Genomic DNA, 24,306 nt, shown 5'->3' on the forward strand with positions numbered 1-24,306 from the left:
TTCCGCTTGTTCTTTAAACGTCCGGTTTGAAGTTGTCATCGATCAGCTGTCGGATTTCATCAGGCGTTTTGCCTTCTTTGCTCCACTGCTCGATTTTAGCTAATTCCTCGGTACAAATGCCGCAGTGGCCGCTGTGGTCTGTCCACACTACGCCGTCTGCATTTTGGCTTGCCACATAACAGCGGAGCAGAGATTGGTGGGCATCGCTCTCATATTCCATACAACCGCAATAGCAGTTCACTGACTTCATAATATCCTGATACTCGCCGACGATGGAATACAGATGCTTCGTGCGGGAAGCATATTTATCCAGGAAAGAGGGCATTACCGCAAGAGAAGCTTCACGCTCCCAATTCTCGTTGCCGTGCCTTTCCGGTCCTCCGTGAGCATCGGATCCGCCGCCTCCGCAGGCAGCAAGCGCTATGCCGCACGCCAGCACGGATGCCGGCAGAGCAAGCAGCCATTTGGCCTTCATCAATCGTTCCCCTCCGGTTTATGCTTCTCGAAGAACGCTTTGAAATTCTCCGGACTATACCCGCTCGTCCCGGCTTGAGCAATGCCGCCGCTCATCCGATCGCTCTCCACACCCTCTTTGTAATAGACCAAAGTCGGCGTACCGTCGATGTTCATTTTACCGAAATACTCATCGAACTCAAGAAGATTGAACTGATGCATATTGATGCCGAGATCATCTGCGATAGGTTTGATCTGCGGGGTTGTCCTCTTGCAGTGCGGGCAGTCCGAGGCAAAATAGTACACGAAGAAGCTTTCCTTATTGTCGAGCTTCTCCAGCAGCTGCTCGGGTAATATGATTTTATCGTAATTCGGATCATTTAAGATTTCTTTGGTAGCAGGGTATAAATCATCGGCAGGTTTTCCGTAGACCGTATTTTTCTGAAGGCTGTTTAACAACACTAATCCAGCGATAAGTACGACAAGGATTCCAAAAAAAAATGTACAATTTCTTCGCGTTCATCGGCAATACTCCCATCTAACCGTAAATTTTGCGAAAAGCGTGGACAAGCGTCCCTATCTCTCTTAGATTATACAAGATAAGGTTTACAGGTGAAACCGGGGTGCCGGCATTTATACGAAACTGCGGGAGAAGGGATATAGATGAAAACGACGATACGGCTGGACAAGATGCTGGGCAATCTAGGCTATGGAACGCGAAGCGGCATCAAGAGCCTGGTGCGGCAAGGGGCAGTGTCGGTAAACGGACAGAGAGCCAAGGATCCGGGCATGCAGATTCATCCCGAACAAGATCAAGTTATGCTCAGCGGAGAACGGATCGTTTACAGGGATACCGTTTACGTCATGCTTCATAAGCCTGCCGGCGTCGTGTCCGCGACGGAAGATAACCGTGATCGCACCGTGCTCGATTTGTTGGATCCGGAAGTGACGGTGCTGTCACCTTTTCCGGTGGGACGGCTCGATAAAGACACGGAAGGCTTGCTGCTGCTCACGAATGACGGCAAGCTGGCGCACGAGCTGCTGTCTCCGCGAAAGCATGTGCCCAAAACGTACCGCTCGCTGGTCGCGGGAGACGTGGGAGAAGCCGATTATGAGTCGTTTCGGCAAGGCGTGACTTTGGACGATAGTTATGTAACCCTTCCCGCCGAATTGAAAGTACTGGCGGGCAGTTCTCTCAAGGAAAAGCTTGAAGCGGGCGTCTATGAGGCGGAAATGGAAGATGCAAAGGCGCTTGTCAGCTGCAGCCAAACAAACTCCATCGACGGGCCGCTCAGCTGGATAGAGCTGACCATTCACGAAGGCAAATTCCATCAAGTGAAGCGCATGTTTGAGGCGGTCGGTAAAAAGGTGCTGTATTTGCGTCGAATCTCTATGGGTCCTCTCGTGTTGGATCCGGCGCTGGAGCCGGGTCAGTGGCGGGAGCTCACAAGCGGGGAATTGGAAAGCCTGCGTACTTACCGCAAGGAATGAGAAATGGGAGGCACGGCTTTAACAAAACGATGTCGTTTTTTAGTTTAGCGGGAAATCCTACATCTAATTTTGCTCTGAAGTTAGATGGAATTCTTCCACCTAATCGGTCGTATGACATCGAATCATTGTGAAATCGGATTAATTAACGCCTGAATTTCCAGTTATATTGCTGCGAACCGATGTATTCGAAGATTTATCGGGAGTTTTTCCAGTTAAGCTTGGAACTCTTGCGCTTTTTCGCTAATACACGAAAATCCGCAGGCCCTTTTTGCCGCCCGGTTAAATAATGCGGCAAGCTGAGCTCTATGCGGATTTTCCTCAGTCAATTTCAACGGGTTAAAATGTAATCCGTAGGCTCTAGGCTTATCGTAACTGGCGATGAAATCGTCCGTTTCCGGTCCGAGTAAGTCGCAATTTGCCGAATATAATCTACAGGCAAAGCAGGCATAGGAAGGAATCCGCTCCTTGAGCGCTAAATATTCCTGCGAGACCGGCCATATCCGGATTCGGCGCTGCTGTCGGTTTTATGCGGTTCCTGTTCACGCGCAATTTCCGCATAATCGGTGACCCGGTTTTTTCCGGTTGTTTTGCTGTGATACATCGCTTGGTCTGCCCTCTTAAGCAATGCTTCCGCAGATACATCGGGCTCGGCCATACAAAATCCGATGCTTACGGTGACAATGCTCTCCTTTTCCGTTCGGGAACGGATCGTCTCCGCCGCCTGAAGCGAACTCAGGCCCGGCCCGATCAGGAATGCGACCAATTCTTCACCGCCGTACCGTCCCGCGAGGCCTACGCCTTCAGTCTCCTCCATCAGTATGGAAGCGATTTGCTTCAGAACGCCGTCGGCTTTATGGTGTCCATGACTGTCGTTTAATCTTTTGAAATTATCGATGTCGCAAAAGATAACGCCAAGCGGCCGTCCGGTATGAAGCGCCTGCTCCAGTCTCGCCGAGAAATATCTCCTGTTATAAAGATTGGTCAATCCATCCGTAATCGATGACCGGTATACGGATTGAAGCAGCTCAACGACCCGTTCGAATAACAGTATGAAAAGCAGCAGGTAATAAATGACGGGCATGAGCACGGACAGCGTTGCCAACAGCTTGGAATCCGGAATCCAGTATGTACCGGCGATAACGGAAATCTGCATCACCGTAGCGGCGGCGAGACTGGCGAGATATTTGCGGGGCTGGCCGATGTGGGGGGCAAACATGAGTACGAACAAAGGCGCGAGCATCAGCAAGTATCCGTCGAGGGCGGGCGTCGTCTGCAAGCTGTTCGCCCAAGACGCACCCGGCGTGGACGCACCGGGAAGCGATTCTCCCATCGCAATGAGCAGACCGGTCGTAAGCAAGCCGTAGAACCAGAGACGCGTACGCGGACGGCGCCGGTGATACAGCTCAAAAATGGCAAAGTTAATGACGATGAACGCATATACTTGCAATAGCTTTCCGCCGAAATTCAAAAAGGACTCTGCGGGAGTCAGCCCGAGAGCCAGCGTGAGCTGGAGCAGGTGGTGGATTAAAATGAAGATGAGAGACACGAGCAGCGACCGGTAGGCCTGCCTGCGGTTGCTGTGCAGAAGCCGGTATGACATGAATAGCATTAAACCCACAATAACAACTGCTACGGCCGATGAAAACAAGAGACCCAGACGATCCGGTGCGAACGTGGAATCAGGCATGTAAGGCTCCTTAGGAATGATATGAAAGCAAAGCCGGTTCACTTGCAGAACATATGTTTCTAATATATCATAATTTTCATAGAATCAGAAAGCCGGAACGAGGAGGGGATCCCGCTTGAACATCTTGCAGGCACTGTTTTTTCCCCCGGAGCAGCCGGGCGGCGTCTCGTCAATGGTGCCGTACATCAGAGAGCGGTTCCGTAAAATCGGCTGGGAGATGGAAATGTTCTCGCTGCCCAAGCGCATCCGCAACAAAGGCCGTGAAGAGATCGACTTCCACACTTTCGATTGGCGGCAGTATTCAGGCAATGCCGTAGTGGACAAATATATTCAAACCTATAAAGACTACATATGGTGGGTGAAGCTGCGGCTCGCCGGCCAGCTTTACGACCTTATCCATGCTCATCATCCGATCGCCGCTATGGCGATGAAACATGTTTTCCCGGACATACCCGTTCTTATGACCGTTCACTCCAGCTATGAACGCGAGCTTATTCTGGGCGGACGGATTGCTCAGTACGGGCCGGAGCACCGATTTCTCACTTCCATTTACGGCGAATTGGAGCAGCGCACCGACCGTTTGATGACCGTGTCCCATTCTTTTGCGCGCTACATCGGTCAGTATTTGCGGCAGCCGGAGCGGGTCCAGGTCATACCGAACGGATACGACGAGAAAAGATTCAAGCCGATTCCGCATGAGAATCAAGTTATCCAGCTTGTCACCGTGTGCCGGCTCGTACCTGCCAAAGGGCTGGATATTTTGCTGAAAGCCTGTGCGGAGCTCGGAAAAGAAACCGCTCATTCGTGCTGCATATTATCGGCGACGGACCGATCCGGCCGGAGCTGGAGACCATGGCGCAGGAGCTCGGGATATACGATGACACGATCTTTTACGGCTATATGCTGCATCCCGAAGAATTGATGCCTTTCTTCGACGTATTTGTGCTTCCGTCGCGGGCGGAAGCGTTCGGATCGGTATTCGCCGAAGCTGCGCTTTGTTTGCTGGCGTTGGTCGGTACCGACGTGGGCGGCGTATCAGAGCAGATCGAAGACCATGTCAACGGGCTGCTGGTGCCGTCCGAGAATCCGACGGCTTTGGCCGACGCCTTGGACATTGTAATCAATGACCCGCATTTCCGCTACGAGATGGCGCGCGCGGCCTGGAACAAAGCCAAGAAGACTTATTCGCTGAACCGGGTCATCGGAGAGCTGAAGCGGGTGTACACCTCGTTCGAAGATGGAACCGTGAAAGCTTAGACGAACGGGAGCGTGACTGTCTTGGGAGTCCCTTTTACCTTTATACATGCTGCGGATCTGCATTTGGACAGCCCGTTCAAAGGGCTGGCGAAAGTTCCGGCTGTCGTTCGCGAGCGGCTGCGCGAGTCCGCATTCGTTGCGTTCCGGCGGCTGGTCGAATTGGCGAAGCGGGAAAATGTCGATTTCGTGCTGTTGGCCGGCGACTTATATGACGCGGCGGATCGTTCGCTGCGCGCCCAGCTGCGGCTGCAGCGGGCACTGACGGAGCTCGCGGCGGCAGGAATTCAAGTATTTGCCGTGCACGGCAACCACGATCCGGAGAGCGGACGGCAGGCGAAGCTGGACTGGCCTGAACATGTGCACATATTCCGCTCGGGCGACGTAGAATGTCGACCGGCCTATACGAGAAGCGGGGAATTGGCTGCGCACGTGTACGGAATTTCGTATCCAACGCCTGCAGTAACGGAAAATCTGGCGCTTCGCTTCAACAAGAAGGACGGAGCGCCTTTTCATTTGGCGTTGCTGCATGCGAATGTGGACGGCAGCGCAGGTCACGACAACTATGCACCCTGCAGGTTGGAAGAGCTGACTGCGTCCGGCTTTCAATATTGGGCTCTCGGGCACATTCATGACCGCCGCATTCTTCATGAGTATCCTCATGTTGTTTATCCGGGCAATCTGCAAGGCCGAAGCATTCGGGAAACAGGCGCCAAAGGTGCATATATCGTTACGGTGTCAGATGCCGGATCGGTACTGATGCGGTTTAAAGATTTAGCCGACGTGCTGTGGCAGGAAATCAAGGTATCGATCGAAGGCATCGAACGGGAGCAGGAGCTTAAGAACCGTCTCATGCAGGCGGTTGAAGAGCTGCGCAAAGATGCCGATGGCCGCCCGGTGATCGTACGGGTTCAGCTCGATGGGCGAGGTGCGCTGCATGACAGGCTCCTGCAGCCGGCGGTGGTCGAGGAATGGCTGGACGAATTGAGGGAATGGCTGGGAGCTCCCGAGGAAGCCGACGCTTGGGTGTGGCCCGAATCGATAAACGTACGCACCGGCTGTTTATTGAATCTTGAAGAAGCTGCGAATGAGGAAGGCTTCCTGGGCGAGCTGCTGCGGCAAGGACTTGCTGCAGGCGGACAAGCGGAACAGTCCAAAGAGTTGCTGGAACAAGCGTTGGATCGCCTTCGCAGTCACCCTAAGGTTCGCGACTGGCTGCAGCAGAGCAGCCCGGAGCTTCGCGCGGAATGGATCCGCCGGGCGATGGAGCTTTCCGTTTCATTATTGCGGGAAGACGAAACGGCTTAGCCGGAGGAGGGACAGCGGATGTTCATTCGTGAGCTTCAGGTGGATGGCTACGGTGCGCTGCACGGGGTCAAGCTCAGCTTCGAAACACCCGTCACTATCATATATGGCCGTAACGAAGCGGGCAAAAGCACGCTTCTTCGTTTTGTCCGCAGCATGCTTTACGGCTTTCCGACACGCAAGGATCCGGTGGAGCGGGGGGAACCGGTTGCCGGCGGCAGGCACGGCGGACGTATGATCCTGTCGGTATCCCCCGAAGCGGAGTGGGTGCTCGAAAGGTATGCCGAGCGGGGATCGGGACTTATCGTACGTGACGAAAGCGGATCGGATCGGCCTATGCCGCAGCAGGAATGGGAGAGGCTGGCTCTAGGGGGCGTATCGGAGCGGCTTTTTCGTCAATTGTTTGCAGTGACTTTGGATGAACTGCACGAAATTCGTTCCCTTCAAGGCGAGGAGATCGGCAATTATCTATACCATGCCGGCATGGCGGGGGCGCGGCATTAACGGCGGCGCGACGCCGGCTCGGCGGGGAAATGGACAAGCTGTTCCGCCCGAAAGGAACGACGCAAGAGATCAACCTTCTGCTGTCCGCGATTAAAGAGACGGAAGCCTCTCTTCGCCAGGACCGCGACAGTATCGTACATTTTAACGAAACCAATGAAGCTTTAACTATATTAGAGGAACAATTGGCGGTGCTTGAGCTGCAGCTTCCGGACATTCGTTTGCGCACCGCGGAATTGCAGGGGGCGTTCGATCTCCGTGAATGGTGGCTTAAGGGGCAGGCACTTCTGCTGGAAGAAGTGGAGCTGCGCAAGGTGCTGCCCGATCCGTCAGTGCCGTTGTTAGCGCAGGAAGCCCGGTCCGTATGGGAGAGTTTGAAAGGAAACCGCAGTGAAGCTGCGGACAATCTGGCAAAGGCCCGTAAAGCGGAGTTTGAATTGAGGCTTGCTCGGGAAGCCATTTCATGGGACGAAGGATTCGTGGCTTTGCTGCCGGAGCTGGAGAGGTTGGAATCCGTTCGGGAAGGTATTGTCGCCCGCCGGGAAGAAGGCGCAGAGCTTGAATCCGAACGCCGTTTGCTGGATGAATCGGTCAAAGGAATGTTGGCGCGGCTTTCTCCTGACTGGACGGAGGCGGATCTGCAGGCTTTCGGAGGACTGTCCGCGGAACGTGATCAAGTTCGCCGGCTGCAACAGCAGTGGGAGGAAGCGGAACGCGCTGCCGAGAGCTTGCAGGCGGATGTGCGGAGAATCACACGGCAGCTGCACGCTTTGCAGGTGGAGCCGCTTATTGAACGACGGCAAGAGGGCGAGCGCGGAGCCGCGAATGAAAGCTACAGACTGTCATTCATTCCTCGCAGCAGGTCCGATCTGCTGAAATCGTGGCATGCGCTGGAGGACGCGATTCGGCAGTATGAAGGTGCCCGAATGGAAGCTTTGCTGGATTCCGCCGGCAGAATACAGTATCAACGCCGCAAGCCTGCCGGTTTGCTGTATGGGGTCGCAGGGATTGCGGCCACTGCTGCTGCCGCCATGCCTTTCCTGGCCGGCAAAGACAACCCGGTGCCGCCTACTTATCTCACGTTATCCGCCATTTTAATTGCTGCCGCTGCAGGAGTTGTTCTCCTTGCGTTCCGTCAAAGTTCCCGACCGGCGGCGGTACACTCTTCAGGCAAGGACGGCTCTGTAAGGATTCATCGGCGACAGATGGCCGAACGGTTGAGCCGGCTTGTATCGGACAACGAGGCAGCCGCCGCTCTCCTTGCGGAGTCTAACGAAGACGATCTGACAAGGGCTCAAATTGAAGACGGCGTGTGGGTGGAACTGCGGAATGCTGTGTATCGGGAAATCGAACGCCTCGATGCCGAAAATGAGCTGCAGCTAAAGCACACGGAAACGCAGACCCGGCTGCAGGAACTGTCACGAGAAAGAAGCGTCATCGAAAAAGATTTAAAACAACTGAATGATCGATTGTCCGCGCTTCAAGAGGAGTGGCAGACCTGGCTGCAAGCTCGCAAGTTACCCCTGCACCTTACTCCCGACAGCTTGCCGGAGCTTCTCGGTCTGACCGAGCAGGGACGCACGAGCTTACGCCAGCGCGAACGGATTATTGAGCGGCTGGCCGCGGTGGGCAGCACAATCGATCAATTTGAGGAAGCGGCCGCGAAGGTGTGCGAGCAGTATCCACCGCCTGCTGCGTTCGGTCATGATTCGGTTCTGGCGGTACACGGATTGTTTCGCGAAGCGCTGAGGCAGCAGACGGCGAAAGAAGAAGCATTACGAGTGGACAGACTGTTATCCGCCGCGGTTAATGAGGCTGAACGAGCAGGCCGGGAATTGACGCGGGTTGAAAATGTCATTGCGACGTTTTTTAGCGGAGGCTGGCTCGGTTAATGAAGCTGAGCTGGAGCAGCGGCTGAGTATTGACGAGCGATGCATGGATCTGCAAAGGCAGCGCCGCGAGATTGGGCTCCGCCTGGAATCGGGGCGTGACTCTCTGGCGGTGGAGCAGTTGTACGAGCGCTTGGACCGGCACGACGAGTCTTCTTTGCGCGCATTGCTGGAGGAACAGCAAGCAAAGCTCGCATACGCCGAACAGCAAAGAAGCGAGCTGCTCGACCGGAGAGGCCGGTTGACACAAGAGCTGCAGCGCCTGCGGAACGAGTCTGAGCTGGAAGACCGGGCCATGCGCCTGAGCGAGCTGCAGAGCAAACTTGAAGCGCTGCTCGAACGTTATGCGATTCTGGCGATTTCCGACACGCTGATTACACGGACGAAATCGATCTTTGAAGAAGAGAAGCAGCCGGAAGTTTTGCGCCTTGCTTCCCGATATTTAGAACAAATGACGGGCGGCGCCTACATCCGGATCGTCGCTCCCGGCGACAGCCCGGCGCTGCTGGCGGAGACGAAAGAACGGGCTTTACTCGACAGCGCATTTTTGAGCAGAGGTACGCAGGAACAGTTGTTTCTGGCGATGCGGTTCGCCTTGTGCGACGCCGCTTCACGCGAGCATCCGCTGCCGCTGCTTTTGGACGATCTGTTCGTACATTTTGACGAAAAGAGGCTTGAGAACACAATTCCGGTCGTGCAGCAGCTGGCTGCCGCTCGGCAGGTCATTCTGTTCACCTGTCACCGGCATGTGGCCCGGACAGTGGCGGCGGGGATTCCAACCGCCCGAATGATGATGCTGGGGGACCCGGAGGCAGAGGCCCATTCGGCCGGCGTGTCCGGTCGCGGCTGATCAGGAAAAGCCAGGCAAGACTGAGCATGCCGAACATCGGATACAGATTGTCCAGCAGAGGTCCGAACCCGAACTGGCCGGCCAGGAAACAAAGCAGAAGGAGCATGGCGGTCAGCATCCATTGCGACGCGCCTGTTCTCTCTTCCAGCTGGAGCGTCAGCCCGAAAATGTCCGCCACCAGCGTGGTGAAAATTTCCATGAAAATGAGAAATATGTAGATCCAATGAAGCCAGGCTCCAAGCTCTCGTGCGATCCCCGCCATAGGAATCTCGTATTGCAGGATACCCGGCATCCGCGTGGACATGGCTACATGGCCGGCAAGCAGCATAAGCCCGATCCCGAGGCCGCCCATCCATGCTCCGCGCCGCAATATTTTTTTATTGCCGATAGAAGCTCCGAGCGGAACAAGTACAGCCTGGGACATCGAGAGATTAAAGGCGGCGTAGAGGAACGGCGAGAGCCACGCCGCCCACGGCGATGATTCGTTCGGGGCGGTCAGCCAGTGCGCGGAGCTGGGGTGCCGCAAAGTTTCCACGACAAGGAATATTGTAAATCCGATCATAACAGGAACGACGAAGGTGTTGATGGTCAGAATCGCATTCATTCCTCTGCGCAGCAGCATGAAGCACGCGAACATCGTGATCAGCAGGCCGCTCTGGTAGCTTAAATTCAGATGCTCGGAGAAGATGGAGCCCGCTCCTGCGAGCATGACCGCATTGACTCCGAGCAGAATGATCAGCATGACGTGGCTTACCAAGCGGCCGGCTTTCTCACCGAATAGATATTTGTTCAGATCTTCGTACGATTTCGCATTTAAACTTGCGGCGAGCAGCATCACCTTGGCGCCGATCCAAACGAAAAACAGAGTCGAAAGTATAATGAGCAGCGGACCCCAAAATCCGAAACGGGTAAAAACTGCATGACTTCCCGCCCGGATGCAAAACCCGCCCCGACAACGGTTCCGATAAACGTTAATGCGACTTGTATGCTTTTCGCCCACTCTTTCATCCTGCGGAACCTCCCGACTCTTGCTCTTGTGTGCTCTTCTTAACAGACTATGATACGAAACGGACGAGCATGCCTTCAGCCCACAGGCGAAATGTTAACATCCAGGCTTGCTCAGCCGGAAAGATCAGGTAAAATAGAACAAGGACGATGCACGGTCCCGAGGGGGAGGCGAATCGCCGCGCAGTCAGGGTGCTCCAGCTGCCGGCCGTTGCTTCGGGCGTTCTATTACCCGGCCCGGGAGTCGTCCGATTGACCGGGCTTTGAAGGAGCTGTTCATGATAAACGAGGAAACACTTCAAGATCATTTGCGCAAAAAGCCGTATCTGATCGACGCGATAGCCGGAAATTCCGCGATGCTTCTCTCTCTGGGCAAGACCGGCAGGCTTTATCGGCTCTGGTGGCCGCATATCGATTTTCCGCAGCATGTGGATGAAATAAGGACGGGGTTGCAGCTGCATGGAACGCCGGGGGGCGTAACATGGTTCGACGATCCAGCCGGGGGTTGGCGTCACGAGGCGGCCTATGTCCCGCATACGAATGCCTATCGCGTAACGGCGGATCATCCCGATATTCCGGTGAGCGTCGAGCAGACGGATTTTGCAGTTCCCGGCCAGCCTATCATTGTGCGCCGGTATCGATTGACCTATCATGGTCAGGAAAAGCGAGACTTGGACTTTTATCATTACGGATCATTCCGGATTGCAGAAAATGAGCTGTACGCGACAACCGAGTTCCACGGCGAGAATGACGCGCTCGTGCATTTCCGGCACGAGTATGCATTTGCGGTCGGCAGCTCGCACATATGCAGCGGTTATCAGCCGGCGGCGGAGCATGGTTCGGCGCGGAAAGCGGCTGGCTGAACGGCAACGAAATCGATATGCAGCCGGACGGCGCATTGAAATGGACGTTGGCCGGGGTGGAACCGGGTGAAACCGTGGAAATACCGGTATACATAGCAGCCGGCCGCTCACGCGAAGCAGCGTTGAAAGCGTTAACGCTAGCGAAATCCCGCGACTCGGAAGATTGGTTTCGTGAGATGGAAGCATACTGGGCGAACTATCTGGCGAGCGCTGCAGCCTGCCCGAGCGCGGATGAGGCCATCTCGGCGCTTTACGAGCGTTCGCTGCTCGCGATGAAGCTGATGTCGGATGAAGAGACCGGCACGATCGTCGCCGCCCCGGAATTCGATGAATATCATACCCGCTGCGGCGGATACGCCTACAGCTGGGGCCGCGATGCGGCATTTGTTACAACCGCTTTCAACAAAGCGGGACTCGGTTCGTTGTCCGAGAAATTTTACGATTGGGCGGTCACGGCGCAGGAGCCGGACGGATCCTGGCAGCAGCGGCATTATCATGACGGCCGTCTTGCTCCCAGCTGGGGCTTGCAGATCGACGAAGGCTCCTCCCTGCTCTGGGGGATGTGGGAATATTACATTCACTCCGGGCAGCAGCAAGATTTTCTAGACCGGATGTGGCCGGCGGTGGAGAAGGGCGCTTCGTTCGTGGCAAGCTTCCTCGACCCTGATACGGGGCTTCCGCTGCCGAGCAGAGACCTATGGGAAGAACGGGAAGCCGAGCATACGTATTCCGCTGCGGCCGTATTCGGCGGCTTGACGGCGGCCTCGCATTTCGCAAGTCGTAAAGGCAGAGACGATCTGGCCGAATCATGGGCCGATGCTGCCCAGCGGATCGCCGAAGCCATTCAGTCGCGCTGTTGGAATGAAGCGGCAAGCTCTTATTACCGTGGATTGAAGTTGACGGTGTCCAAGGAAACATATGAAGCGGCAATCGCGCGCGGACAAAGCGGATTCGTCCAAGAACGGGGCAAAGGATATCTGCGATACGTAGTAGACCATGACCCTGTCATCGACGTGAGTTTGCTGGGAGTCAGCGTGCCTTTCGGCGCCGTATCGGTGGAAGATGCCAGAATGGCATCCACGGCAGACCGGATCGAGCAGCTGCTCACTTCGCCTAAGGTGGGCGGAATCAAGAGGTATGAGGACGATTCGTATATCGGGGGCAACCCTTGGATTTTGACCACCCTTTGGTTAGGTCATTACCGCACCCTGCAGGGAAGGTACGACGACGCGAGGCAGCTGCTGGATTATGCGGTCCGAAATGTCACTCCATCCGGCCTGCTGCCGGAGCAAGTCGACCGGGAAACAGGCGAGACGGCATGGGTCGTGCCCCTGACGTGGTCGCACGCCATGTTCGTTCTAGCCGTTCATTTGCTCGCAGAGCGCGGGGAATTGTAAGCTAATAAAATAACGCCTTCTTTCGATGGGATGCAAAAGCTCCCGGAAAGAAGGCGTTTTTCATATTTCATTACTGATGAGTTTCAAGGATAATACAGCCTGCGAGTCGGGATCAAGATCAAGCTTTAGCGATCCTCCGGCAACCTGGAGCGAGATGACATTGCTTCCCGCGGGCTGCCGCACGCCGAGCAGCTCTGCAGCTTGCCCGCCCTTCATCCCTTTCGAAAGCCCTAGAATGCCTGACCGGACTTCTGCGGAGCTGATCTCGACGTACACGACTGTGTTGTCATTACTCATTCCTACTGAAAATCCGCGATATTCCCAAATCTGAATGGAGTTATCGTCGCCGGGAAGCACATATGAATCGTCAGGGACTCCGTAAAGGCCGATCACATCCCCCTCAGAGGCGCCAAAACCGATACCGCACAGCGAAGGCGCATCCGCACGGAACGGCACTTCCGGCGGTGCGGATTTGTCCGGGGTATCCTGCAGATCCGCATCCGATAATTCCTCGTTCGAAGACAGCGTGGAGCTTTCTCCCGCAATTTTATGAGAAGCCGCCGGCGGCTTGTCTGAATGGTGGAGAGAATCGGTACCGGCAGAGACGATGTCTGACTTCGTTCCCTCACAGGAGACAAGAGCAGCCGAGAGCATGAACAATCCGAGTATGGCCAATGGACGACTATCGGTTTTCGGCATATTTCCCCTCCATTTTTTTCCTATATATTAGTAGAACCATTTACAACCCAAAAAGTTTCATCGTTTCGAGAAAAATCGAAAAATCAGTGCTTATGTCACAAATGTCGTTGGGTCCGCAGGCTTATCGTATCTCAAGAGATGAAAGGTCTATATCCGAATCTTGCGCCTGCTTGGAGGATGTGATACGTTAAACGGAAAACATGACGGACGGTGAAAGCAGGCTATGGACATTCTCAAAGAGAGGATTCTAAAGGAAGCCAGTGTCATAAACCCGGGAGTATTGAAGCTGGATTCGCTGCTTAACCATGGTGTCGATCCGCAGTTGACGATGGAAATGGGTAAAGAGTTTGCGCGGAGATTTGAAGGAGAAAAGATAACCAAGGTGATTACGGTGGAAGCCTCCGGTATCCCGGTCGCTTTCGCAACGGCGCTGCTGCTTGGCGTTCCGCTTGTATTCGCCCGCAGGAAAAAGACGCTTTTAGGTGAACCCGATGCCTATATCGAGAGGGTGCCTTCGTTCACCAAAGGAATCGTAACCGATTTGATCGTTTCCCGCGAACTGCTACGGCCGGATGACACCGTGCTGTTCATTGACGATATTATTGCCAATGGGGATGCGGCGCGGGGGCTGCTCAAAATAATCGAAAAGTCCGGGGCCGCGTTGGCAGGAATCGGCATCGTGCTGGAGAAATCTTTTCAAGCCGGCGGACAGACGCTGCGGGAGCAGGGTTACCGGTTGGAAACACTGGTGAAAATTAAGTCGCTTGACAACAACGAGATCAGTTTCGGTGACTAAATATGGTTCCTAATATCCCTTTCCCAATCGGTTTTCTATATCGTATAATATGATTACTTGCAGAAGGGGAGGCGAGCAATAAAATGGGAGATATCAACCTGTCGGAGAACTTTTTTTTTAGATAAGCTGGAAAGCTCCAAGAACCATTTCGAGCGCGCGCTCGACTGCAAACACACAGAGTTCGATGACCTGTACCCATACATGATCGAACACCCGCAATTTTTCTGGTATAAGCGTTATGTCGCTTGGTCTGAACTGCTGACGATCGTCAAGCTGTGCGAGGAGATGGACATTCCTTGGTCAGAGCGCTTCACGGAACGTCAGGCCGAATATGTCAATAGCCGGGTCATGTCAAGCAAGGTGTTGGATTGCTGGTATGAAACGAACGATACGCGAGAGCACGTCGGCTGACCCTGTCGGCGAAGCCTAACGGAAAACCCGCCCGGACGAAAGTCCCTGCGGGTTTTTACATATTGGAGGGGTAGACATGTTGAATGATGAACAGTTGGATCGATACCGCGTCGAAGGAACGAAGGCAGGGTAGTGAGGGATGCATTGGAACAGAACGATGTGGTCGGTATCGTCGTAGCATGGGATGACGAGCATTTGCTGATCCGCCGTCCCAATCGCCGTGTAGTCAAGGTGAAACGCGGCTACAAGCTGCAGCCCGCCGATGAACCGAGGCAATGGGATGAATGAAATTGTTGGAACTGTGGGAAATTAGACGCCATAACCATCTATCAACCCACAGGGTGTGCGGAGGCATGATCACATGACCTTAATGGAACAGAAAGTACGAAGCTACAAGGAAAATGTGGCCGGATTGATAGGTGCGCTGCCGGATGCGGCCCAGGCTTACAACCGGTTCACGGAGGAATGTTTTGCGGCGGGGGAACTCGATGAGCGGACGAAGCAATTGATCGCTTTAGGAGTCGCGCTTTTTGCCAACAATGAAGTGTGTACTTATTATCATGTGCAAGAAGCACAAGCAAAAGGCGCGACGGATCGCCAGATTATGGAGACCGCGGCAGTAGCCGGTGCGGCGCTCAGCGGCCATGTGTTCTCGCAAGGCGTCACTCGCGTACAGGGTGCGCTCGGGCTGCAACAGCAAATCGACTGGGATTCTCACCGTGACGTGGAGTTCGCAGAAGATATGAGCACTTGGGTTGAGGCACCACCGTCATATTAAGGACGGCTATTGTCTGAAAATTGCAACTTCCTTAGTGTGGCTTGACTCCAGAGCTGCAGGCGTGCTATGATAAGTCTCGTGATTGCGATAAGGTCAACCTGAACAGCGCGGCGACGCGATGGAAGAACACCCCAAAATCACAGCATGCGGTCGTGGCGGAATTGGCAGACGCGCTAGATTCAGGTTCTAGTGGTGTAACAGCCGTGGAGGTTCGAGTCCTCTCGACCGCACCATACATAAAAGTCTAAGAAGCCTACAATAGTAAGGCTTCTTTTGTTTTTTGAATATTCTCTATTGACTGATCTGATGTTTCGAAAAAATTGAAGTTGTTGACGAATTGTTGACGAATACGGAGCAAGTAAAAAGACGCTGAACAGGGATCCAACGTAGTGATTATCGCACCTCCGATGTCTACTTCTCCCTTACCCATGCCGCGCGGTCGTAACTTATATCATAATCCTGCGTGAAATTGGGAAAGTTGTTACGGTGACAGAGACTAGTATCGCATCGGGAGGAGTTTATGATTTTAAGTGCTGAACAGCTTCGGCAAAAGGCTCATGAACTCGCGCTGATACATGAACCGTTTATCATTAGACGGCCATCGCAGCGTGTGTGGCGGGCGTTTCGTGCCGACGTCGATAAATTGCGCGCGTTCGCAAGCACTTTGAGGGGCGGTGGCTCAGCTTGTTCGCAGCCGGCGGAAGAATGGTTGCTGGATCATGCGGAATTCATCCAGGAACAGGGTCTGGTTGTCCAGCACGAACTTACCGAAACATTCTTAAGGCGTTTACCTCATCTGCGTAAAACCGGCGAGCCGCGGGTGCTTTCGATCTGCGTAGATTTTTTGCAGCATACGGACGGGCTTCTCGACGAGGACTCGTTCGTTTCGTACATAAATCATTATCAGGAGGTGTCGATACTCACAATTGCCGAGGCATGGGCCATCCCGTTAATGATGCGCATAGCCATGATCCGACGGCTGACGGAACTCATGGAACTGATTCGGGAGCGCCGGGAAATATGCGCGATGGTGGAACGGTTGCTGGCGCGAATCGAACCGTCGAAAATGAATCCGGATGCACTGAACGCCGCGCTCGAGCAAGCCGGCCAGGAGACGCCGCTCTCCGGTCCGCTGATCGTCCATCTTGTCAGCCATCTGCGCGAGTGGGCGGACGATTCGGCCGTCGTGCGCGAATGGCTGATGTGCAAGTTGGAAAATGGTCCCGCAAGTCATGATCATATTGTCTCATACGAATATCAGCTTCAGGCCGCATACCAGATGACGACCGGCAATGTTATCGGCGGCCTGCGTAAATTATCACGCTGGGACTGGTCCGATGCGTTCGAGCAGATTTGCTCGGTGGAGCTCACTCTACGCCAGGAAAGCTCAGCCGTTTATCCGCTCCTTGATTTTACCAGCCGCGATATGCTGCGAAAGCGGGTGGAGCAACTGGCGCGCCGCCAGCGAGTGCCGGAAAATCTAGTGGCTAAACAGGCGGTGGATCTGGCCGATAAAGAGCGCCATGACGCGCGAACGAATGATCCAGTCTCGTCGGATGAGCTTCCGCGCCAAGCGTTTGTCGCTTATTACCTGCTTGAAGCTGACGGAGTTCGACGGTTACAGCAGGCATTGAAAATTTGCAACAGCGCCCGGCGTCTTCCGGAAGCAGCGTTATTTCAGCGGCCGACGGGCGTGTATTTTGCGCTGCTCGCAGGGTCGTTTGTAGTGGCGCTGCTGGGATTTGCCGTATGGATCGCCGGCGGCCGGGGCTATACGCCGGCGGAGTGGGCCGTTATTCTGCTCGTGCTGGCCTTACCCGTGAGCGAGTGGGCAGTAGCCGCCACGCACTGGCTGATCGAATGCGCCAAAAGTCCGCGGCCTCTGCTGCGATACGATTTCTCAGAGGATATTCCGGTTGAAGCGGCAACCATGGTTGTTGTTCCCGTCATCTGGTCAACGGTTGAACAGGTGCGGGAATCGGCAGACCGGCTTGAGCTGCATTATCTGGCGAATCGCAACGCCAACATTCACTTCGCGCTCCTTGGCGATTTCGCCGATGCCGGCGAGCAGAGTGTTCCTCAGGACGCCGAGGTGCTGCGGGCAGCTCGTGACAGCATTGAGAAGTTGAACCGTTTGTATTCCGCCTCCGGAGCAAATACGTTTCACCTGTTTCAGCGCGGCAGGAGGTGGAATCCGTCCGAGCGCCTGTGGATGGGCTGGGAGCGCAAGCGGGGCAAATTGGTCGAGTTGGTCGAGCTGCTCAAAGCACGGAAGGAGACGACTTACGAGGTCGTAGTCGGGGAATCGTCCGTACTGCCCTCCATCCGCTATGTCGTTACCCTTGACGCGGATACCCGGCTTCCCATGGGCAGCCTTCAACGGATGATCGGTACGCTTCATTTGCCGTATAACCGGCCTAGGTTCAACCGTAGTCGTACTCGTATCGCAGAGGGTTACGGCATTTTGCAGCCGCGTATCGGCATCAGTCACGAGACATCATTACGTTCCCGTTTGGCCTATCTTTGGTCAGGTGACCCTGGCGTCGATCCGTATGCGTTTGCTGTGTCCGATCCTTACCAGGACGGCTTCGGACAGGGCATTTTTACAGGCAAGGGTATATTCGATGTCGATGTCTTCGCTGAATTGCTGTGCGAACGAATTCCGGAAAACGGGGTTCTCAGCCACGACCTGCTGGAAGGCGGCTTCATGCGCGTAGGATTGCTCTCGGACATTGAATTGATCGATGACCATCCTACCACGTACGGTGCGTTCCAGATGAGATTGCACCGTTGGGTGCGCGGCGATTGGCAGCTGCTTCCATGGCTTTTCACCCGCGTTGCCGACCGTTGCGGCGCAAAGGTCCCGGTCGATCTGTCGGCGCTCACCCGATGGCAGATCATCGATAATATGAGGCGCAGTTTAATCCCGACGGCATTATTTCTGGTTCCACTACTCGCGTTAATCGTCCTCCCAGGCGCTCCTGCACGTTGGTTTATTTTTTGGTTGGCCACGTTGTTCTTACCGCTGATCCGCCAGCTGACCGCCATTCGCACAAAACATCGGCGAACCGGCAGATTACTCCATACGGCCGGGCAAGTATTGGTCACGCTGCTCACGCTGCCTTTTCAAACGACGCTGCTGCTTGACGCGATCGGTCGCACGCTTTACCGGTTGATTATTTCAAAACGTCATTTGCTCGAGTGGGTCAGTTCCGCGCAAATCGAACGCAACACGCGCAGGCGCCATCCTGTTATGCATGGTCTCTATGGCGGATACTTCTTGGTGTTCATCTTCGCGCTGGCATCGCTGGCGAACGGGTTTACGGCCTTGAGTTGGGCCGGTTTGACGCTTTGTGCAATATGGGCATTCGCGCCCTTAGCGGTCATGTGGTTGAACAGGCCCGTGGAGAGTGCTGAGCGGCCGCTTCAGCCGCATCAAGCGGAAGAACTGCGGAAGGTTGCGACACAGATATGGACATTTTACGAGGATTTTGTCACCCGCAAAGACAACTGGCTGCCGCCGGACAATGTGCAAATCGATCCGCCGCGCGGGATTGCGCATCGCACTTCGCCGACCAACATCGGACTTTACCTGACCTGCGTGGTCGCTGCGCGGGATTTCGGATTTATTGATACGCGTGGACTCGTCGAGCGATTGGAACGCACAATCCGCACGGTGGAGCGGATGGACAAATGGCAGGGCCATCTCTACAACTGGTACGACACGTCCACCTGCGAACCTCTTTCCCCGCAATATGTGTCAACGGTAGATTCCGGCAACTTCGTCGGCTGCCTGGTAGCGGTCAAAGAGGGACTGGCCGAGTGGCTCAAGACCGACATCGGGCAAACCGAAAGGCCGCACTCGCAGCAAAATCAATTCAGGACCGCAGACATGTTTGACGTCGCATTTGCCGAGGAGTTGACCTCTTCCGTAGGAAACGGGGGCGATGCACTCAGCATCGGCCTCGGAACAACGCCGGACTGTTCCCCGGACGAATGGTTGGTTCTCGGCGGCAATCTGATCGCCCGTATCGAAGTGTTGATCAATGAGACGGACTTTCGCCCGTTATATGACCACAAGACAAAACTGTTCGCGTTGGGCTACCATGCCGCTCTCAATCAACGCGATGAGATATTATATGACCTGCTCGCGTCCGAGGCCAGACAGACAAGCTTCATGGCCATCGCCCTCGGTCATGTGTCCGTCGCCCACTGGGGGGCGCTCGGGCGGACTATGACCAAGGTGGGGCGGCAGCTTACGCTGCTCTCATGGTCCGGAACGATGTTCGAATATTTGATGCCGACTCTGTTGATGCGCACCTACCGCAACACTATTTGGGACACTACATACCGCGGAGTCGTGAACCGTCAGATGGAGTACGCTCACAAACGGGGAGTTCCGTTCGGAATATCCGAATCGGGCTATTACGCGTTCGATTTTCAGATGAACTATCAATACCGGGCGTTTGGTGTCCCCGGTCTTGGCTTCAAGCGCGGGCTCGAGCAAGATCTGGTCGTGGCTCCGTATGCGACGATTCTCGCGTTGCCCCTCGCCAAGCGGCAGGGGATGGAGGACTTGCGCAAAATGGATGACCTCGGCGCGCGCGGCGAATACGGTTATTACGAAGCCATCGATTTCACGAGCGAGCGGATGCCGGAGGACCGGACGCGCATGGTGATCCGAAGCTTTATGGCCCATCATCAGGGCATGAGTTTTCTTTCCCTCGCAAACTTGCTGCTCCCTTTCAAGATGTACGATCGCTTTCACCGTGACATGCGCGTGCAGGCCGCGGAACTGTTGTTGCAGGAACGTCTGTCCGAGCGGCCCAGCGTCATTAAACATCCGGCGTTGGCTCGTGTGCATGCCCCCGATACAAAGCCCGCCCGGACCCGCGCGCTGCGTGAGTATGTATCCGTGGGCACGCGTGCTCCGGAGGTATGTATTCTGTCAAACGGAACATACATGACAATGGTGTCGAGCAGTGGCGGCGGATTCAGCCAATACGAAGCCGTGGCCGTCTCTCGTTGGCAGGAGGATCCGATCTTGGACGAGTCGGGCAGCTACATCTACATTCGTGATGTGGCCCGCGACGCGGTATGGTCTCCGGGGTTCCAACCCTGCCGTGTGGCATCCCCCGAACAACGCGTGCAGTTCGCGCTGGATCGCGCAATCTTCATGCGCGAGGATGAAGACGTGCAGACGAGTCTTGAAATATGCGTATCGCCTGAATGGAATGCGGAGGTTCGTCGTTTGACGTTGACCAACGCGGGATCCGAGCCGAAGATCCTGGAAGTGACAACGTTTATGGAACTGGCATTGGCGATTCCCAGCGCCGTCAATGCGCATCCCGCCTTCAGCAAATTGTTTATTGAAACGGAATATGCCGCCGATGCGGTGTGTTTGCTCGCACGCCGACGGCCCCGCGAGGGAAGCGAGAAACCGTTGTGGGCCGCACACTCGCTCATTGTGGAGGAGCGACCTCTCGGGACGGTTGAATTCGACACCGACCGGGCGAACTTTATCGGCCGCGGTCATCGGATGTCCGAGCCGCTGGGGATCCGTTCGCGCTTGCGCGGAACGGTGGGCTCCGTGGCTGATCCGGCCTTTGTTATGAGGCGGCAGGTTCAGCTTGCGCCCGGCGAGCGGATCCAGTTGTTCGCCGTCACAGGTGTTGCCGACTCCAGGGACGAGGCGGTGAGCATCATCCGCCGGTTTTCAGGCAGTCAGGCCGTGGAACGAACGTTTCAGCTTGCCTGGAACCGAAGTCAAATTGAGCTTCGCCATTTGCACATAACTTCCGTCGAGGCGACGACCTTTCAAACTTTGGCCGGACGGGTGCTGTTTGCGCCGCCGCTCAAACAGGAGCAGCGGCAGAGCATCGCCGCGAATGCGAAGGGGCAATCAGGATTGTGGGCGCACGGAGTGTCGGGAGACAGGCCCATAATTCTTGTCAGGATCGGGGATCGGGATCATATCGCATTTGTGGCGAAGCTGATCATGGCATACGAGTATTTACGCCGCTTGGGGCTGATTTACGATCTGGTCATTCTAAACGAATCGGCCGGCGGATACCAGCAGGAGCTGCAGGAAGCACTGCGACGCGCTGTTGAAAAAGGTATTGACTGGCAGAGCGCGGGGCGGGGCGGAGTTTTTATCGTGGATGCCGGACAACTACCGGACGAAGACAGAATATTGCTGATGGCTGTGGCGCGTCTCGTACTGCGCGCAGACGGTCCGAGTCTGAAGGCCCAAATTAGGATGCCGCGTCCGGGCGCTGACTTACCGCCGCAGCTCGTGACGACAGCAGGGAGTGAAAGATTCGGCACTCCCGCTCCGGACGACACGCGCCATTGGATGTTTTATAACGGTTTCGGGGGTTTTTCCGAGGATGGCCGCGAGTATCGGATTTTGTTGAAGAACGGCAATCATCTTCCGGCGCCGTGGATCAATGTAATGGCCAATCCTGAATTCGGCTGCCTGATCTCCGAGCTCGGCACGGGCTATACATGGTGGCGCAACAGCCGTGAATGCAAGCTGACCCCTTGGTCAAACGACCCTGTGCTCGACCGACCCGGCGAAGTGTGCTATTTACGTGACGAAGAAAGCGGAGAAATATGGTCCGCAGCGCCGTTTGCCGGGCACGCGGTCAATTGCCATACGGTTTCGCACGGCCGAGGTTACACTCATTTTCGCCATGAACAAAACGGCGTCATCGCGGAAATGACCGTTTTTGTTCCGCTGAACGATCCGGTGAAGGTGGTCAAATTGCGGCTGCAAAACACAACGGACAAGGCGCGGCACCTCTCAGTCACTTATTACGCGGAATGGGTGCTGGGCGTACGGCGCGAGGCAAATACGTCCTTCATCGTTACAGAGTGGGACCCATCGGCCCGGATCATGTTGGCGCGGAACACGTATCAGGAGTCATTCCGTAATGCGACGGCTTTCTTGGGGGTCTATCCGCAAGCGGCGGCAGCAGAAGGTTCAACGGACTCGGGTAAATCGGGGCAGCCCGATTCGCCCGATGCGACCCCGGATGTCTCATGGACGGCGGACCGCACCGAATTTCTGGGCTTTAACGGCACGTTGGACAACCCCGCCTCGCTGCAACGCGAACGGCTGTCGGGTACAACGGGAGCTCTGAATGAAACCTGCGGCGCGGTACAAACGAAATTCAAGGTAGATGCTGGAGCCGAACGGACCGTCTACATATTGCTCGGTTGCGAAGGTTCGCGCGAAGATGCGGTGAAGCTCGCCCATCAATACTGCCGGGACGATTTCTGCGAGCAGTCGCTTGCCGACGTGCGGGAACTCTGGGATGGCATACTGGATAGGATCAAGGTGTCGACGCCGTGTCCGGAAATGGATGTACTTCTGAACGGCTGGTTGATATACCAATCGCTTTCATGCAGGATGTGGGCAAGGTCAGCATTTTACCAGGCGGGCGGCGCGTATGGCTTTCGCGACCAGCTTCAGGATTCATTGGCGCTGCTGCACACCCGGCCGGATCTCACGCGGGCACAAATACTACTGCATGCCGCCCATCAATTCGTCGAGGGCGATGTTCAGCATTGGTGGCATGAAGAAACGCAGCGAGGCATACGGACCCGGTTCTCCGACGATTTGCTGTGGCTTCCGTATGCAACCGCGCGGTATGTAGAGCATACCGGCGACGATAGCATTCTGTACGAGATTGCGCCGTTTCTCCAAAGCGAGCCTTTACGGGACGGCGAACACGAGCGCTACGAGCCGACGCAAACATCCGAACATAGCGGAACCGTTATCGACCATTGTCTGCGTGCGATCGACAGGACACTGCAGCGCTTTGGGGAGCACGGACTGCCCCTGATCGGAATCGGGGATTGGAACGACGGAATGAACCGCGTGGGCGAGGAAGGCCGCGGCGAAAGCGTATGGTTGGGGTGGTTCCTTTGCGATATCCTTAGCCGGTTCACCGGTTTGTGCCGGGAACTCGGCGAGCAGACAAGCGCCGACCGTTACCGGGAAGTACGGGAATTGCTCGTCGAGGCGTTGGACGAGCACGCCTGGGACGGACAGTGGTACCGCCGAGCGTTTACCGACGCTGGCGACTGGCTCGGCTCCATCCATAATGAGGAGTGCCGAATCGATGCGATCGCCCAGTCGTGGTCGGTGATCTCCGGCGCCGCGCCTACGAAAAAAGCGCTGCAGGCGATGCAGTCGTTCGACCGGGAGCTCGTCGACAGGGAGCTTTCCGTCGCACGTCTTCTGACGCCGCCTTTTGACCGCACACATCCGAGTCCCGGTTACATTCAGAGCTATCCGCCCGGAATCCGCGAGAATGGAGCCCAGTATACGCACGGCGTGATCTGGAGCATCATCGCCTGGTGCGGGCTTGGGAACGGAGACAAGGCGTATGAGTTGTTTCACATGTTAAATCCGCTCACACATACGAAAACGCCTAATGAAGTGCGGAGATATGCGGGCGAACCGTATGTGATGTCGGCGGATGTCTATACGGCGGATCCGCACAAAGGGCATGCCGGCTGGACATGGTACACCGGCGCTGCGGGGTGGATGTATCAGGCCGGCATCGAGAGTATTCTGGGTCTTCGCCGACGCGGACAACGGCTCTACATCCGTCCGTGCATCCCTTCCGAATGGCCGGAGTATTCGATCAGTTACCATTATGGGGAGGCATGTTACAATATCACCGTCAAAAATCCGTCGTTCAAATCAACCGGAAGCAACTCTGTACGCATGGACGGACGCGAAATTTTTCGCGTGCAAGAAGAAGCGGAAAACGCAGCGTACATCGAATTGTGCGACGACGGTCGGGCTCACCATGTCGAAATAACGATGTAGCCGCAGCACAAGACGTCCGGGCGCGAACGCGGAAAATACGCATGTTCGCGCCTTTCGCCTCGAAAGTTCGAAGGGAGTGTAC

The 24,306-nt window shown here is 55.4% G+C and carries 15 protein-coding genes, 1 tRNA gene and 3 pseudogenes; 14 read left to right on the forward strand and 5 right to left on the reverse strand.

The genetic code is table 11. The features are described 5' to 3' along the window. Positions 1 to 13 precede the first annotated feature (13 nt). Both SD71_RS04395 and SD71_RS04400 read right to left on the reverse strand, forming a co-directional pair. The gene (locus SD71_RS04395) at positions 14 to 475 is read right to left on the reverse strand and encodes a PCYCGC motif-containing (lipo)protein (RefSeq protein ID WP_041060188.1); all 462 of its coding nucleotides are present in this window, start codon (positions 473 to 475) and stop codon (positions 14 to 16) included. After that, positions 475 to 912, reverse strand: a complete 438-nt coding sequence (locus tag SD71_RS04400; RefSeq protein ID WP_235426988.1) for a thioredoxin family protein — start codon at positions 910 to 912, stop codon at positions 475 to 477. The genes SD71_RS04395 and SD71_RS04400 overlap by 1 nt, the downstream gene beginning before the upstream one ends. A gap of 204 nt (positions 913 to 1,116) precedes the next feature. Between SD71_RS04400 and SD71_RS04405 the strand changes: the two genes are divergently transcribed. Then, the gene (locus SD71_RS04405; protein WP_041060195.1) at positions 1,117 to 1,944 is read left to right on the forward strand and encodes a pseudouridine synthase; all 828 of its coding nucleotides are present in this window, start codon (positions 1,117 to 1,119) and stop codon (positions 1,942 to 1,944) included. Between the two features lie 472 nt (positions 1,945 to 2,416). On the opposite strand, the gene SD71_RS04410 is transcribed toward SD71_RS04405, so the two are convergent. Then, complete coding sequence (locus SD71_RS04410; protein WP_052475936.1) at positions 2,417 to 3,631, reverse strand: GGDEF domain-containing protein; 1,215 nt, start codon at positions 3,629 to 3,631, stop codon at positions 2,417 to 2,419. A gap of 115 nt (positions 3,632 to 3,746) precedes the next feature. Between SD71_RS04410 and SD71_RS04415 the strand changes: the two are divergent. From SD71_RS04415 to SD71_RS04435, 5 genes and pseudogenes are all read left to right on the forward strand, one after another. Continuing rightward, positions 3,747 to 4,888: pseudogene (locus tag SD71_RS04415) on the forward strand (glycosyltransferase family 4 protein). A gap of 21 nt (positions 4,889 to 4,909) precedes the next feature. Further along, positions 4,910 to 6,193: a metallophosphoesterase family protein gene (locus tag SD71_RS04420; protein ID WP_041060197.1), complete on the forward strand. Its 1,284-nt coding sequence runs from the start codon at positions 4,910 to 4,912 to the stop codon at positions 6,191 to 6,193. A gap of 18 nt (positions 6,194 to 6,211) precedes the next feature. Continuing rightward, positions 6,212 to 6,694, forward strand: coding sequence for an ATP-binding protein (locus SD71_RS04425; protein WP_041060199.1), 483 nt, complete (start codon positions 6,212 to 6,214; stop codon positions 6,692 to 6,694). Positions 6,695 to 6,723: 29 nt separating this feature from the next. Beyond that, complete coding sequence (locus SD71_RS04430) at positions 6,724 to 8,583, forward strand: coiled-coil domain-containing protein (RefSeq protein WP_041060204.1); 1,860 nt, start codon at positions 6,724 to 6,726, stop codon at positions 8,581 to 8,583. After that, positions 8,543 to 9,430, forward strand: coding sequence for an ATP-binding protein (locus SD71_RS04435; protein WP_041060207.1), 888 nt, complete (start codon positions 8,543 to 8,545; stop codon positions 9,428 to 9,430). The genes SD71_RS04430 and SD71_RS04435 overlap by 41 nt, the downstream gene beginning before the upstream one ends. On the opposite strand, the gene SD71_RS04440 is transcribed toward SD71_RS04435, so the two are convergent. Next, positions 9,312 to 10,430, reverse strand: coding sequence for a YkvI family membrane protein (locus SD71_RS04440; protein ID WP_326998694.1), 1,119 nt, complete (start codon positions 10,428 to 10,430; stop codon positions 9,312 to 9,314). The two genes, SD71_RS04435 and SD71_RS04440, sit on opposite strands and share 119 nt — an antisense overlap. A gap of 283 nt (positions 10,431 to 10,713) precedes the next feature. Here SD71_RS04440 and SD71_RS24670 point away from each other — a divergent pair, with 283 nt between their 5' ends. Together SD71_RS24670 and SD71_RS04445 are read left to right on the forward strand one after the other, a co-directional pair. Beyond that, a complete protein-coding gene (locus tag SD71_RS24670) occupies positions 10,714 to 11,298 on the forward strand; it encodes a glycoside hydrolase family 15 protein (protein ID WP_235426989.1) in 585 nt (194 codons plus the stop codon). Next, positions 11,241 to 12,695: a glycoside hydrolase family 15 protein gene (locus SD71_RS04445; protein ID WP_235426990.1), complete on the forward strand. Its 1,455-nt coding sequence runs from the start codon at positions 11,241 to 11,243 to the stop codon at positions 12,693 to 12,695. Before SD71_RS24670 ends, SD71_RS04445 begins: the two co-directional genes overlap by 58 nt. Before the next feature lie 60 nt (positions 12,696 to 12,755). Here the strand turns inward: SD71_RS04445 and SD71_RS21910 are convergent, their stop codons facing one another. Next, positions 12,756 to 13,394, reverse strand: coding sequence for a hypothetical protein (locus SD71_RS21910; protein WP_052475937.1), 639 nt, complete (start codon positions 13,392 to 13,394; stop codon positions 12,756 to 12,758). A 223-nt stretch (positions 13,395 to 13,617) separates the two neighbouring features. On the opposite strand from SD71_RS21910, the gene SD71_RS04455 reads away from it, so the two are divergent. From SD71_RS04455 to SD71_RS04480, 6 genes and pseudogenes are all read left to right on the forward strand, one after another. Next, positions 13,618 to 14,190, forward strand: coding sequence for a xanthine phosphoribosyltransferase (locus SD71_RS04455; RefSeq protein ID WP_041060209.1), 573 nt, complete (start codon positions 13,618 to 13,620; stop codon positions 14,188 to 14,190). Between the two features lie 90 nt (positions 14,191 to 14,280). Further along, positions 14,281 to 14,601, forward strand: coding sequence for a hypothetical protein (locus SD71_RS04460; protein ID WP_041060495.1), 321 nt, complete (start codon positions 14,281 to 14,283; stop codon positions 14,599 to 14,601). A 76-nt stretch (positions 14,602 to 14,677) separates the two neighbouring features. Then, positions 14,678 to 14,889 (forward strand): annotated as a pseudogene (locus SD71_RS04465) (hypothetical protein). Positions 14,890 to 14,962: 73 nt separating this feature from the next. Then, positions 14,963 to 15,286: pseudogene (locus tag SD71_RS04470) on the forward strand (carboxymuconolactone decarboxylase family protein); the annotation flags it as partial. Positions 15,287 to 15,525: 239 nt separating this feature from the next. Then, positions 15,526 to 15,612, forward strand: a tRNA-Leu gene (locus SD71_RS04475). Between the two features lie 287 nt (positions 15,613 to 15,899). Further along, positions 15,900 to 24,224 carry a GH36-type glycosyl hydrolase domain-containing protein gene (locus SD71_RS04480; protein WP_041060212.1) on the forward strand — a complete coding sequence of 2,775 codons (8,325 nt, stop codon included), beginning with the start codon at positions 15,900 to 15,902 and terminating at the stop codon, positions 24,222 to 24,224. Positions 24,225 to 24,306 lie beyond the last annotated feature (82 nt).

Source organism: Cohnella kolymensis, assembly GCF_000829465.1.
In the GTDB taxonomy this organism is placed as follows: Bacteria; Bacillota; Bacilli; order Paenibacillales; family Paenibacillaceae; genus Cohnella; species Cohnella kolymensis.